At 36.2% G+C, this 14,099-nt stretch carries 11 protein-coding genes; 6 read left to right on the forward strand and 5 right to left on the reverse strand.

The window, feature by feature from the left end; genetic code table 11:
* Positions 1–219: 219 nt before the first annotated feature.
* The 4 genes from LKL37_RS14605 to LKL37_RS14620 form a co-directional block, all read right to left on the reverse strand.
* Positions 220–1,047, reverse strand: a complete 828-nt coding sequence (locus LKL37_RS14605; RefSeq protein WP_431611261.1) for a YoaK family protein — start codon at positions 1,045–1,047, stop codon at positions 220–222.
* 30 nt (positions 1,048–1,077) lie between these two features.
* Entirely contained in the window at positions 1,078–1,572 is a 495-nt protein-coding gene (locus LKL37_RS14610; protein WP_431611262.1) for a hypothetical protein, read from the reverse strand.
* Positions 1,573–1,806: 234 nt separating this feature from the next.
* Positions 1,807–3,219 (reverse strand): sensor histidine kinase, encoded by a 1,413-nt coding sequence (locus LKL37_RS14615; RefSeq protein WP_431611263.1) that lies wholly within the window; start codon positions 3,217–3,219, stop codon positions 1,807–1,809.
* Between the two features lie 3 nt (positions 3,220–3,222).
* Positions 3,223–3,930 carry a response regulator transcription factor gene (locus LKL37_RS14620; RefSeq protein WP_414846374.1) on the reverse strand — a complete coding sequence of 236 codons (708 nt, stop codon included), beginning with the start codon at positions 3,928–3,930 and terminating at the stop codon, positions 3,223–3,225.
* Positions 3,931–4,124: 194 nt separating this feature from the next.
* Between LKL37_RS14620 and LKL37_RS14625 the strand changes: the two genes are divergently transcribed.
* From LKL37_RS14625 to LKL37_RS14650, 6 genes are all read left to right on the forward strand, one after another.
* Positions 4,125–4,694 (forward strand): helix-turn-helix domain-containing protein, encoded by a 570-nt coding sequence (locus LKL37_RS14625; RefSeq protein WP_431611264.1) that lies wholly within the window; start codon positions 4,125–4,127, stop codon positions 4,692–4,694.
* A gap of 599 nt (positions 4,695–5,293) precedes the next feature.
* Positions 5,294–8,119, forward strand: coding sequence for a TonB-dependent receptor (locus LKL37_RS14630; protein ID WP_431611265.1), 2,826 nt, complete (start codon positions 5,294–5,296; stop codon positions 8,117–8,119).
* A 9-nt stretch (positions 8,120–8,128) separates the two neighbouring features.
* A complete protein-coding gene (locus LKL37_RS14635) occupies positions 8,129–9,433 on the forward strand; it encodes a DUF5690 family protein (RefSeq protein ID WP_431611266.1) in 1,305 nt (434 codons plus the stop codon).
* 11 nt (positions 9,434–9,444) lie between these two features.
* Complete coding sequence (locus tag LKL37_RS14640; RefSeq protein WP_431611267.1) at positions 9,445–10,599, forward strand: TIGR03364 family FAD-dependent oxidoreductase; 1,155 nt, start codon at positions 9,445–9,447, stop codon at positions 10,597–10,599.
* Between the two features lie 7 nt (positions 10,600–10,606).
* Positions 10,607–11,275 (forward strand): HAD-IA family hydrolase, encoded by a 669-nt coding sequence (locus tag LKL37_RS14645; RefSeq protein ID WP_431611268.1) that lies wholly within the window; start codon positions 10,607–10,609, stop codon positions 11,273–11,275.
* A gap of 398 nt (positions 11,276–11,673) precedes the next feature.
* Positions 11,674–13,527, forward strand: a complete 1,854-nt coding sequence (locus LKL37_RS14650; protein ID WP_431611269.1) for a LamG-like jellyroll fold domain-containing protein — start codon at positions 11,674–11,676, stop codon at positions 13,525–13,527.
* A 74-nt stretch (positions 13,528–13,601) separates the two neighbouring features.
* Here the strand turns inward: LKL37_RS14650 and LKL37_RS14655 are convergent, their stop codons facing one another.
* Positions 13,602–14,087 (reverse strand): GNAT family N-acetyltransferase, encoded by a 486-nt coding sequence (locus LKL37_RS14655; protein WP_431611270.1) that lies wholly within the window; start codon positions 14,085–14,087, stop codon positions 13,602–13,604.
* Positions 14,088–14,099 lie beyond the last annotated feature (12 nt).

Below are 14,099 nucleotides of genomic sequence, written 5' to 3' on the forward strand. Positions count from 1 at the left end.
TTATCCCCAACTGTTTTTTTTAATGTTTGTAATGAAGGGCTTTAGCAAGTTTATTGATCCAATCTGGAATTTTTCATTTCAGTAACCGTGAAAAACAGGACAAAAAGCAATTAATTTATAGATTTTTAAGTTCATTTTTAATAAAAACGCCCTTATTCTATAAAAAAATAAGGGCATTTACAGCTAGTTTATACAAAAAATAATAGTGTGTTTTATATTCTAATCCTCAAAGACAAGCTTTCTTTTCTTCTCTTTTGTAGGAATTCCATGGATTTTCTCATACAGGTAAGCAAAAATATTGGCCTTTCTGTAAATCCTGTTGTATCTGTATTTCGTATTAAAGTGACGGATATGAATTTTATACGCATCGTACCCAATAACAATCAGCAGACATATACTGATGACATAGAACACTCTGAACTCCAGATAGTAATAAGTTAGTCCGGAAAACACCGCTCCCATTACATATGCAAGCATAATACTCATCAGAAGTTTGGCTCTGCCAATCAACTCTCCATTTCTTCTGTATTTTTTCTGTGTAAACATTGATGCCAGGATTCCTAAATCGGTGGTTGTGCCGGTAAGGTGGGTCGTTTTCACAGAGAAGTTGGAGATACTTGCCGTTAATCCGTTTTGAAGCCCGGTAGCAAAAAGCATCAATGCTACTAAATATTCTGTTTCTTCTAATGTTTTCTGGTAATAAAACTGCCCGTATACTCCTACAAAAAGAAGACATATGATTTCCAGCACAATCGGCATAGAATGGGCAAAATATTTACTTTTCTTATTAAAATTGATGACAATAAAGTTGGACAGGAAGCTTCCGAAAAAGAACAAAAAGATCCATCCTCCCACTACTCCTACCTGCGTCCAGTTTCCTTTACTGATCTCAGCGGCTAAAATAGCGTAGTGTCCCGTTACGTTCGACGTAAAAGAGAGGAATATCAATAGGGAAGCAATGTTTATAGTACCTGCCGTGAAGGCAGTCAGCGTCCCCAACCTGATATTGTCTCCCAGTGTCCTGCTGTTACTATAATTTCTTAACATTTTTTATCGTTTTTAAATAGTGTTTAATTTTTAGACCTCTACAAAGATCTCTGCCAGCCTTCCTCTTTCCGGAAGCCTTTCTCTTACTTCTACAGTAATCTCATGAGACTTCAGTTCTTTGCATTTTTTGATATAAGGAATCAGATCAAATTTGCCCTTTCCTTTGCTTTTGATGGATGGAGAATAATAAGCTTCCTCAATATTTTCCGCCTTTACATACTGATTGAATGTTCTTTGGAAACTTCCTGTAAAGACATCACAGATGATTTTGTTAACCAGATGAGGATATTTATTACTGATAATTCCAAAGGCATCACAGAATTCTGCCGGTCTGATTTTATTGAAAACAGATGTTTTGGTGCTGAATAAAAGATCTCTGATAGAATCTCCGGAATCATATCCGGAAGTCAGAAGGATATTATATTGGTTCTGATCTTCTGCTGCATCTTTCTCTTTAAGTACTTTTTTCAATATATTCAATGACTCAAGAGAGTAATCTGTTGCAATTAAAATTGTTTTAGTCATGTTCTTATTATTTTGTATTGTGTTAATCTTTTTTGATGATACAAAACTAGAACGACCATATTAGAAGATCTTTGGAATGAAATTAAAATGTGATTAAAGAGATTAAAATGAGATTAGAAAATTGTTAAGAGAAATTAATATATAGAAAAAACAAAATCAAAAAAAAGGAAATAACATCCTTTTTTTCAGTACAAAACATATTGAAATGATTAAAAAACACTGAAATAGAGATTCTTATTTGTTTATTTCTTCCCCTTTTTGAGTGCTGTAGAAATTAGGAAAACGCATTTGTACGGTTGTTCCTTGATTCTCGTGCGAGCTTACGATCAGTTCACCGTGGTGCATTCTTACGATATTTCTTGCCAGCGGAAGTCCGATTCCGTAGCCTTCATAATTATTGGTATTGGAAGCTCTGAAGAACGGATCATAGATTTTGTTCATTTCTACTTCCGGAATTCCGATACCATTATCTTTTACAATGATATAAACGTCTGTATTTGTAGCCCCAAGTGAAACCTTAACCTGCTGGAAATTAGAATATTTACATCCATTACTGATGATATTAGCCACCGCAAGATGCAATAGCTGTTCGTTCCCCTGTACTTTCAGTTTTTTCGGATTATCAGGAAGCATGCTGATATCAAGATAGATATTATTTCGGGAATCAATTCTTCTGAGGGTTTCAATAACATCCCAAAGCAGCTGGTCAATTCTTACCTTGTCCATTTTCTGAATCTTTCCATCGAATCCGGTTTGGGCAATCATGAGCAAAGCTTTGATTTTTTTGTCCAGCTTTTCGGCTTCATCCAGAATGATTCCAAGAGTTTCTTTGTATTCGTCTGCCGTTCTGCTGATAGAAAGCGCTACATCAGCTTCTCCCATAATGGATGTAAGAGGAGTTCTCAACTCGTGGGAAACATTTCCGATCAGGTGATTCTGGGTTTCGAAAGAAGTTTCTATACGGTTGAGCATATCATTGAAGGTATCTACCAGTTCATTAAGCTCTTTATTATCAGGCTGAGATTCCAGTCTTAAGTGAAGATTTTCAGAACTGATTTCCTTTACTTTTCCGGTAATTTTTAAGATGGGCCTGAATAAAGTTTTAGACAGATAAAAAGAGAAAATCATACTAAAGAAAAGCGATAGCACTATACAGGTAAGCAGCGTTCTTTTTAAAAAGCCCAAATAATAAACAACATAATGGTTTTTGGCGGAAGCGATGGCTATATAATCTTTATCATCATATCTGAAACTCTGCCCTATATAATAGAATTCTTCGTCATTATAATTGGATTCTCCTTCTTTGATAATGTTTTTGAAGAAATATGAAGGAATATGAACCTCCTGAGATATCTTTTTGAAATTGGAATCCGTTGGAACAGCAAAAACATAGTCTTTTTCCATCGGAAGCTCTTCGTCATTCAGGCTGCTCAGAACATAGTTTTCCGGAAGATCAAGATGATCTTTGCTCTTTTCGATCTGGACAATAGTTGCAGTCCTGATCTTCAGCAGTTCATAAAACCTCTGATGTGAAAAATTAACGATAGAAAAGTACACCAAACCACTGAACAGCAAAATGATGGCAGTAAAAACCAACATCAAAAGCACCATCGTTTTGGTCTGATTTGTAATGACTTTGTTAAACATTCATTATGTCTTTTTCAATACATACCCCATTCCTATCACGGTATGAATCAATTTATTATCGTCGTGACTGTCCAGTTTTTTTCTTAAATAGTTCACATACACATCTACCACATTGGTTCCCAATTCGTAGTTTACGCCCCAGACCGCATCCAGAATTTCTGCTCTTGAAATTACTTTTTCCGGGTTATTCAGAAAATACAGCAGCAATTTATATTCTGTTGATGTGAGGGAAATATCTTCTCCGGCGCGGGTTACTTTCTTGGTATAATCATTCACCATCAGATCCGAAAACTGAAATACATGCTCATTATCCGGCTCCGGTTCTGCGATTTCCTGGGGACCGTTATTGTTGCTTCTTCTTAACAGAGACTTCACACGGGCCACCAGTTCGATGAATTTAAAAGGTTTCACCAGATAATCGTCACCTCCGCTTTCCAATCCGAGAACGATATTTTCAGAAGTTCCCAAAGCTGTCAAAAATAAAATTGGAACGCTCTGATTGGTTTTTCTTATTTCTTTGCACACATCCAGACCATTCATTTCCGGAAGCATAATGTCTAAAATTACCAGATCGAAATCATTAGCCTGCACCAGCTGTACTCCTGTACGCCCGTCAAAAGCCACAGAAATTTCATATCCATTTTCCTGAAGTCCCTTTTTAATAAAGGAAACTACACTGGTTTCGTCTTCGATAAGAATAATTTTTTTCATAGATGAAATAAGGAGTTTTACAAAAATAGGGAAATTTTCCTGGGCAGAAAAGGCAAAGGAATCCAAGAAAGCTGAGAAGGCAAATAATAATTTTCAATGAATTGATTCCCTCCCATATCCAAACTCTATAGAATAATATTACCTTTGTTTCAATATAATGATGATAAAATAATTCAGGTTAAATTGCACACAGTATGAATGACTTTTTAATAGGTATCGGCAAGAGATTAAAGGATATTAGAAAAAAGAATAATTTAACCATTAATGATCTGGCTTTCAAAGCCAATGTGAGCAACGGCCTTGTTTCCAGAATTGAAAACGGAAGAACAATTCCTTCACTTCCTGTCCTGCTGGATCTGATCCAGTCGCTTGAAATTGATGCCAGTTATTTTTTTGAAGGGGTTGAGAAAAAATCCAACGCCAAATTCATCTATGTTCCGAAAGAAAATCAGCAAGTTATCGAAAAGGAAGTAGAAGCTGAAGGATTCAAGTATATGCATATTTTCAGCAAAAGTCTCCATTCTTTAGGATTTGAAGCTGTATTGCTGACTCTCGAACCGAATTCTAAGAGAGAAAAGGTAATTACAGATGCCTGGGAATTCAAATACATTTTGAAAGGAGAAGTGAAATATGTGATTGATAATGAAGAAATTCTTTTAAAAGAAGGTGATTCTCTTTATTTCAACGGGAAGTTTCCCCACGTTCCGGTAAGCATCAGTGATGAAAGCTGTGTGATGCTTGTTCTTTATTTTTATACGGCTTAACAGCAATTTTTTAACGCAAAGTTTTTTATGATTTTGCTTTTGTCATTCTGACGAAGGAAAAATCTCTTATTTGCATTAAATAACTTGAGATTCTTCATTACATTTCACTTCATTCAGAATGACAATTGCAGTGTAGATTCGCTATAAATACGCATATAATAATCACACTTCATCAACGACAACGTCGCAATCTTTGCATCCTCATAATATATCCTGTGATTTATTAAACCTTGCGTTTAAATAATCATCTTATTTTTATGCCGTTCATCAATTTTTGATTTTCCGAAACGCACAAAAGTTTACAAATATGCAACTTTTGTTTTCCCGTTTTCTTCCAAGATGAACGAAATATTAACTAAAACAGTCCTGTTTTCAGGAAATTTCTATTTCTGTTATTTTCTGGAAAGATTTGTGAAAAGTATTGAAATAGTGAATTTAAACCTTGTTTCAACTTGTTTTCAAAGATAAACATTAATGATTTTAAAAGTAAAATAAGCGTAACAAATAAGTCTTATTTGTTAAACAATACTTAACACAAAATATTTATATATATTAAAATTATTAGCGTGATTTGCATAAAAAATTTAATATATGTAAAAATGAAAACAAAATTAGAGAAATTACTTACCCTTGTTTTTGTCTGTTTCATGGTCTTTGTTTCAGCACAAAAACAGTTAATTATAGGAACTGTTCTTGATGACAGCCAGCCTCTCCCCGGGGCAACAGTCAAAATAAAAGGCTTATCTAAAAATACAACGACTGATATTGAAGGAAAATTTACCATCAACGATATCAAAGAAGGCCAATATACTTTACAAATCAGCTATATTGGATATGAATCTTCAGATATCAATGTAGATCTAAAACCAGAGCAAACGGTTGACCTGGGAATCATCAAACTTTCCCAGTCCCGAAAAAACATTGATGAAGTCGTGGTTACCGGAACGTTGAAAAATACAGAAGCAAGAGCTTTAAACCTTCAAAAAAATGCCATCAATATTACCAATGTAATTGCCTCAGATGGGATTGGGAAGTTACCAGACAGAAATGCAGCAGAAACAGTACAGCGTGTACAGGGAGTTTCTATTGAAAGAGACCAGGGAGAAGGAAGATTTGTTTCCCTGAGAGGACTTCCGCCATTCTGGGCATCCACAACCATCAATGGAAACAGACTTCCCACTGCCGAGGAAGAAACGACTTCCAGAGCTACTGCATTCGACTTCTTTCCTACGGAACTGATCTCCTATGTACATGTAAACAAATCATTTACCCCGGATATCGAAGCTGACGGAATAGGCGGTGGTGTCAATTTTATCACCAAAACTCCACCGATGAAAACAGAGTTCAAAGCCACTGTGGGAAGCGGTTATAATGCAAAGTCTGATAAGGGAGTTTACAACCTTGGATTCTTGTATGGAGGAAGAACGAAGGATAAAAAATTCGGGTATTTATTCAACTTTGCGCATTTCATAAGAAACTGGTCTACAGATAATTTTGAGGCAAGAAGAAGTGGTGACGAAGGGGTTTTCAGACTGGAACTTCGTGATTACAACGGGGTCAGAAAAACAACAGGAATCAATACCGCTTTTGAATATGTACTCTCTCCAAAAACGACTTTCTATTTAAAAGGAATGTATGGTACATTATCAGATGACGAGACCCATTATAAACACAGAATACGTTTTGATAAATTCAGCAGTACTAATAATACCGCAAGAGTAGAGCTTCAGAATATCCACAACTTACTGATTACGGAACTTACTTCTGTTTCCCTTGGAGCTGTTCATCAATTAAACAAAGGAAAAATCGACTGGGATTTATCGTATTATGACAACAAATTCAAGTATGGAAATATTCCTGATAAACAGAACAATTCTTACTATGTCATCAAGTACACCCAATCTGGTGTAGGCATCAATCCTGATTATATTTCAAATCATGGAAATGGCCCAAGAGCTTACTGGAAAGCAGATGGTGGAAAACTAGATTATAAAAATCCGGATGCATTATTTGGTTTTTACAGTGATCCGAACTTTAAAATGGATGCGTCCCAGATGAGATTTACAGATCTTGAATTTTATAAGGTCTTTGTAGAGGAAAAGGATAAAATCGTAGCGGCTTTCAACCATGAGATCAATGCTTCTGATAATTTGACTTTAAAATATGGTTTTAAATACCGCGATAAAGAACGTAATGCAAAATTCTCCGATATTTTCTACAACTGGAGCACCGGAACAGCGCCTCTTCTGTCTGATTATTCTCAATACATCACGACACAACCTAATGGACCGAAATATTTAAGTGAAATGAATGCCCATATCGGCAATACTTTTGGTCCGGTGCTTTCTACTAAAGGAATGAACCAATTCTGGTATGATCATCAGGGAAATCTGAAAATCAATACTGCAGATTCTGAAGCGCTTGAGTATAATAAAGCATTAGGAAGAAACTTTGATGTATTTGAAAAACATGCTGATGCTTATGGAATGGCAACCTATAAACTGAATGATAAGATTACCATTTTGGGAGGAATCAGGCTATCCAATACCAATACAAAAGTGAAAGGTTACAGCGTGAATGATGATGTATTGACTCCTGTAGAAAATACCAAAAACTATCTGGCTGTTCTTCCGATGATTCATTTAAAATATACACTGAACGATAAAACCAACCTTCGTTTTGCAGCAACAAGAACATTCTCAAGACCGAATTTTGGTGATCTGACTCCCGGAGGAACTTATATTGAGGCAGACAACGAGTTCAAAGGTGGAAACCCTAATCTTAATCCTACCTATTCTTTGAATTTTGATCTGATGGGAGAATATTATTTTTCCAACGTAGGGATTCTTAGTGGCGGCGTTTTCTATAAATCCATTACAGATCCTATTTTTCAGGACTCATTTATCGGAAACTATAACGGAATTACCGGCGTGCAGTTTACAGCTCCCAACAACGGAAAAGCAGCATGGCTTGGAGGTATTGAATTGGGAATTAATAAAAGATTTGATTTCCTTCCGGGAATTTTACAGTACTTCGGAGTACAGTTGAATGCCACATTCATGACTTCAGAAATGGAAAAGCCAAGCAGAAGAACGGTTGCTCTGCCCTACCAGGCAAAGGAACTGTATAACGCACAGCTTTTCTTTGAGAAAAAAGGATTTAATGCAAGATTGGCTTACAACTACAAAGGAAAATATGCTGTAGAATATGCCGAAGAGGATATCAATGATTCTTATTATGGCAAATACAGCAATCTGGACTTCGGAGGTTCTTACCAGTTTACGAAATACCTGACTTTGTATGCGGATGTAAACAATATTCTGAACAAACCTCTGATCTATCACTTCGGTAAAAACGAAGACCGTCCGGAACAGGTGGAATACTATGGAGTACGATTTAATCTAGGAATAAAACTGAACTTCTAACCCATTACCATGGCAAGAACTATCAATAAAAAAACACTGGTAACACTGAAGGCCGCTTTTGCTGCTTTCGGTGTTTACTTCTGCATGTACGGTTTCAGGAAACCTTTTACCGTAGCTTCTTTCGAAGGACTCTCCTATTTCGGAGTTGATTATAAGATTCTGATTATCATCGCTCAGGCAGTAGGTTATTTTATCTCAAAATTCATCGGGATCAAGTTTATTTCCGAGCTGAAACCTCAGAAAAGGATCACTTATCTTTTTACTTTCATTGCTATTGCAGAGCTTGCCCTGTTAGGATTTGCAGCCGTTCCTGCTCCTTACAATATTCTATTTATGTTTATCAATGGGATTCCGTTGGGAATGATCTGGGGAATTGTTTTTTCTTATATCGAAGGACGCAAAACCACAGAAATCATTGGACTTTTTCTATGTTCAAGCTTTGTAGTTTCTTCGGGGTTTACAAAATCTGTAGGGAAATTTTTAATGGATACTTTCTCCATTTCAGAATTCTGGATGCCTTTTTCAGCCGGACTTATTTTTATCATCCCTTTACTGCTTTTCGGACTGCTTTTAAATAAAATTCCAAAGCCTACAGACGAAGATATTTTGCTTAAAAACAAGCGACAGCCGTTGAATGGTTCAGAAAGAAAAGCTTTGATTCAACAGTTTTTTGTACCCATCGTTTGTATCATCTTTTTATATATCAGCTTAACAGTTTTAAGGGATTTCAGAGATAATTTCAACCGTGAAATCTGGGACGGGCTGCATTTTACTTTTGACAGTTCTATTTTCACCCTAACTGAAATTCCTATTGCCATAATGGTTCTCGTGATTTTAAGCTTTATGGTAAAAGTAAAAAACAACAAAAAGGCATTTTCGTATTATCATTACATTCTTTTTGCGGGAATTCTTACGGTAGGACTTTCTACTTATCTGTTTCAACAGGGTTCTCTGTCTCCTTTTTTATGGATGACCATTTCTGGCTTCGGAATGTACATCTGCTATATTCCTTTTAACGGAATTTATTTTGACCGGATGATCGCTGCATTTGAAATCAAAGGGAATGTAGGTTTCCTGATCTATATTGTAGACTCATTCGGGTACCTTGGAAGTGTCTTGATTCTACTTTACAAAAACTTCGGATCAGCTCAGACTTCATGGCTTAATTTCTATATCAATTTAAATTATATTATAACAATCGCTGTTTTAACTCTCTCGATGATTGCTTTTCTGGCTTTCAGAAACAAATCAAAGCCGAAATCAAACACAAATTCTAACCAATTCATCAATTTCGATACGTCGAAAATTTTATAAATTATAGTACAATGACAACAAAATTTGATTTAATCGTTGTAGGAGGTGGAATCTTAGGAACATTCCATGCTTATCATGCGCTGAAGAAAAATCTTAAGGTGGCTTTACTGGAAAGAAATTCTGTTCCTCAGGGTGCCACGGTAAGGAATTTCGGACAGGTAGTGCCTTCCGGAATGGATCTTAAATGGCAGAATTTCGGAAGAGAAAGCCTGAAAATATACAATGAACTTCATGATCAGACAGATCTTACCATCAGACAAAACGGCTCCATCTATATTGCTTCTAATGATGAAGAACTTCAATTGATTGAAGAGCTATATGAAATCAACAGAAATAATGATTATGAATCTGTTTTATTATCAAAAAACGACTGCATCAAAAAATTTGACGGTCTTCGTTCCGACTATTGCAAAGGTGGTTTGTTTTTCCCACAAGAGCTTTCGGTAGATTCTGCAGAGATGATTATAAAGCTTCATAAGCTGCTTCAGGAAAAAATGGGCTTACAGATTTTCTACAATACAACAGTTCTTGAAACCCATGAAGATGATCAGAAATGTACAGCTATTACTGCCGATGGAACAGAATTCAATGCTTCCAAAATCATGATCTGTGGTGGGCACGAGTTTAAAACTTTATATCCTAAAGTATTCAATGACAGCGATCTGGAGGTAAGCAAACTGCAGATGCTTCAGACCAAGCCGCAAGGGATCTATTCACTTCAGGGAAATATTCTTACAGGTCTTTCTGTAAGACGATATGAATCATTCAGCGAATGCCCTTCTTTTCAGAAAATCAAAGCCTTAGAAGACCCGAACTCATTTGAAAAGAAATATGGTGTTCATATTTTATTCAAACAGGCGCTTGACGGTTCTGTCATCATAGGCGATTCTCATGAGTATGCGGATGCTAAAAATGCGGATGATCTTGGGTATGATCTTAATATGGAGATTGATGAATTCATGATTCATGAAGCTAAGAAAATCATTGATCTTCCTACGTATGAAATTCAGAGAAGATGGTTCGGAATTTATTCCCAGTGCAAAACGAAAGATATTTTTGAGCACAGCCCATCTGCCAATATTCATATTGTAACGGGTATCGGAGGAAAAGGAATGACGGGAAGCGGTGGCTTTTCTAAGTTTAATATTGAAAAAATTTACGCATAAAATTGAAATGAAAAATATAGAATTATTAGTTCTGGATATGGCCGGAACAACGATTGATGAGGATAATGTAGTCTACAAAACACTTACCAGCGCTGTGAATGATTACGGTTATGTAGTAAGCCTGGAAAAAGTATTATCCAGTTGTGCCGGAATGGAAAAACTGGAAGCGATCACAAGTCTTTTAAAAGAAATTAATGGAAATGAAGAGGATGCTCCTGCTATTTTTGAGAATTTTTCGGACCAGCTAAAGGAATCCTATAAGAACCTTGACGTAAAACCCATCAACGGAACTGAAAATTTCCTGCTCAGCATGAAGTCTCAAAACAAAAAGATTGTTTTAAATACAGGGTATACATCGGAAATCGCTCAACAGCTTCTAGATAAACTCAACTGGAAAGAAAGTATTCATTTTGATGCTTTGATTACAGCGGACGATGTTTCAGAAAGCCGTCCAAGCCCTGAGATGATTCATCTTGCAATGAAGAAATTCAATATCACTGAAGCCAATAAGGTTTTAAAGGCAGGCGATTCTGTTATTGATATTGAAGAGGGTAAAAATGCGGGATGTGGACTAACAGTAGCTGTTCTATCAGGAGCCCAGACCCAATCAGAACTTGAAAAGGCAGCCCCCGATTATATTCTGAATACCATTTCTGAAGCTGAAGGTATTCTTTAGACTTTTTTCAACTTATTTTTTAATACTTCTTGACACAAATGTTTTCATGGTAATCCATTGGAAATGTTTGTGTTTTTACCACCCCGTCAAAAATTCTTTGAATTTTCGACACCCCTCCGGAGGAGGGGAATATCGTACGTTCGATTGAATATTTGTCAAAACCGGAGATTTTCGGATGCTTTTGTTAACTTAATTTTCGTAAAGACTATTACTTAAAATAAAGTCATTTTTCTTTTGTGACTTTTGTGGTTAGTATTTAGCTTTTTTTGTGACCTTTTTAATTATCAATTAATTAACTTTCAGTTTACAAATATTTACAAATAGTAAATTAATTTTACAATAGTTAAAAATAAATTACTATTTGTAAACTTTCATAATTTCCAAAAACCTATTTCCCTATGAAAACAAAACTATTCTCAATGGTTGTTGTAATGAGCTGTTTCCTTGGAGCTCAGACCAAAAAAGTTCTTTTTATCGGTATTGACGGATGTCGGGCAGATGTAATGATGTCTACCCCTACACCTAACATTCAGAACCTTATCAGCCAGTCTATTTATTCTATCGACGGGCTTTGCGCTGCCACTACCTGGAGCGGAAACGGATGGAGCACCATGCTTACCGGTGTATGGCATACCAAGCACAATGTACAGGACAATAACTTCACCAGTCCGAACTACATCAATTATCCTGATTTTTTAACAAGAGCTGAGACTTATAATCCAGCTTTAAAAACAATTTCTCTTGCACACTGGGCACCTATTAATGATAAAATTGTGAACAATGCTGATGTAAAGACCAATCTGGCAACAGATCTTGCTGTAAAAAATGCAGCGGTAAACGCTTTGCAGAATGACAATCCTGATATTCTTTTTGTAGATTTTGATGATGTAGACCACGCAGGACATTCTTATGGTTTTGCTTCAACCGTTCCTCAGTATGTTTCTTCTATTCAGACCACGGATTCTTACATCGGAGAAATTGTTTCAGCAATGAAAAACAGACCTTCTTACAACAATGAAGACTGGCTGGTTGTATTAACCACCGATCACGGAGCAATTGAAAGTTCTCATGGAGGCGGAAATCTTACGGAAAGAAATATTTTTACGGTCTATTCTAATCCAGGATTTACTCCGCAACAGATCAGCAAAACTGTTTTGGAATCCAATAAAACCTTTAACCAGCTGAATTTTCCAGCAGGAACTTATGCAAAACCAACCAATCAAACTCCTTTTAATTTCGGGGCGAATCAGGATTTTACCATTGAATTTTGGGTAAAACCTAATGCATCCTATTCCAGTGATCCGGTAATGATCAGTAATAAAAACTGGGCGAATGGGAAAAATAAAGGCATTGTTTTCTCAGGATATTCCGGGCAGACTTTTAAGATGAATATTGGTGACGGAACCAACAGAATTGATTTAGTTGGCGGAAAAGTAGAAACCAATAAGTGGAAACATATTGCCGCAAGCTTTGACAGAGATGGCCTTGTAACATTATATGAAGATGGTGTTCCTGTAACTTTTGCTAAAATGAGTACCATCGGAAATATTGATTCCGGACTTCCTTTGACCTTAAATCAGGATGGAACGAATACTTACGGCATCAATCTGGCGGCTTCTTATAAAGATGTAAGAATCTGGAAATCCGCTCTTCCAAATGATGTCATCGTGAATTGGGCTAATCAGGATATTACATCTTCCCATCCCTATTATTCTCAATTACTGGCTAATTGGAGATGTAACGAAACTTCAGGAAATACTTTGACAGATTCCAGTCCGAATGCTAATAATATGACAGTAACAGGTTCTCCGACTTATAATGCAAGCACAGTGAACAATTTTAAAGTGTTTGATTATACTTCAACAACGAGAGAAACAGATCACTTTCCTACAGTATTAAACTGGCTTTGTATTCCGGTACAGTCTTCATGGGGAATTGACGGAATCAACAGAATTCCGGCATGTTCTAACGAAGTATTAGCAGCAAAAGAGACGAAGGTAATCGCTGATGATTTTAAAATATATCCAAATCCAGTTTCAACATTCATTGGGATCCAGTACAAGTCTGAGGATAAAGAAATTAAAGCAGATATCATCGACAGTAAAGGAGCTCTTGTTTCAACGTTGCATTTACAGTCTTCAAGAGGATATTACGATGAAAAAATCAATATCGGAAATCTTCCGGCAGGCGTATATTACATTAAAATCAATGGAAGCAAAAAGTCACTGACCAAGACTTTTATCAAGAAATAAAACAGTAAAGCAATTAGATTTAATTTTAATATTAGAACAAGGATATTCGTATCCGAGTTCTAATATTTTTTTGCTTATTTATTGAAAATCAACTCCATTCGCACATCTGCACGGTCGTACTCAGCATGACCGATAGGTGTATGAATAAAGCCCAGCTTTTCATAAAGTTTAATAGCAGGAACCAGTATTGAATTGGTCACTAAAAAGACTTTTCCTGCATTGAGTTCTTTAGCTTTTTCAACCAATGCATTTCCTAGCAGGTAGCCCAACTTTTTACCTTGAGCTTTAGGACTTACTGCCATTTTTGAAAGCTCAAAAGTAAGGGGATGGTCCTCCGTTTTTACTAATGCACATGTTCCTACTACTTCTCCATCCAGCAAAGCAAAGGCAATGTGTCCTCCTTTATTTAAAATCTCTTCTTCCGGATGATCCAGCAGTTTATAATCTCCCGCTTCCATCACAAAAAATGTTTTGATCCATTCTTCATTCAAAGCTTTGAAAGCTTCTTTATACTGAGGTTCGTAGGCTACAATTTTTACTTCATTCTTATTATCATTCATCACTATAAGGTT

The sequence above is a fragment of the Chryseobacterium sp. 'Rf worker isolate 10' genome (genome assembly GCF_050753305.1).
In the GTDB taxonomy this organism is placed as follows: domain Bacteria; phylum Bacteroidota; class Bacteroidia; order Flavobacteriales; family Weeksellaceae; genus Chryseobacterium.

Excerpts from the sequence above, each read along its gene's own strand:
- LKL37_RS14605 (WP_431611261.1), bottom strand. The coding sequence starts at position 1,047 with ATGTTAAGAAATTATAGTAACAGCAGGACACTGGGAGACAATATCAGG.
- LKL37_RS14610 (WP_431611262.1), bottom strand. The coding sequence starts at position 1,572 with ATGACTAAAACAATTTTAATTGCAACAGATTACTCTCTTGAGTCATTG.
- LKL37_RS14615 (WP_431611263.1), bottom strand. The coding sequence starts at position 3,219 with ATGTTTAACAAAGTCATTACAAATCAGACCAAAACGATGGTGCTTTTG.
- LKL37_RS14620 (WP_414846374.1), bottom strand. The coding sequence starts at position 3,930 with ATGAAAAAAATTATTCTTATCGAAGACGAAACCAGTGTAGTTTCCTTT.
- LKL37_RS14625 (WP_431611264.1), top strand. The coding sequence starts at position 4,125 with ATGAATGACTTTTTAATAGGTATCGGCAAGAGATTAAAGGATATTAGA.
- LKL37_RS14630 (WP_431611265.1), top strand. The coding sequence starts at position 5,294 with ATGAAAACAAAATTAGAGAAATTACTTACCCTTGTTTTTGTCTGTTTC.
- LKL37_RS14635 (WP_431611266.1), top strand. The coding sequence starts at position 8,129 with ATGGCAAGAACTATCAATAAAAAAACACTGGTAACACTGAAGGCCGCT.
- LKL37_RS14640 (WP_431611267.1), top strand. The coding sequence starts at position 9,445 with ATGACAACAAAATTTGATTTAATCGTTGTAGGAGGTGGAATCTTAGGA.
- LKL37_RS14645 (WP_431611268.1), top strand. The coding sequence starts at position 10,607 with ATGAAAAATATAGAATTATTAGTTCTGGATATGGCCGGAACAACGATT.
- LKL37_RS14650 (WP_431611269.1), top strand. The coding sequence starts at position 11,674 with ATGAAAACAAAACTATTCTCAATGGTTGTTGTAATGAGCTGTTTCCTT.
- LKL37_RS14655 (WP_431611270.1), bottom strand. The coding sequence starts at position 14,087 with ATGAATGATAATAAGAATGAAGTAAAAATTGTAGCCTACGAACCTCAG.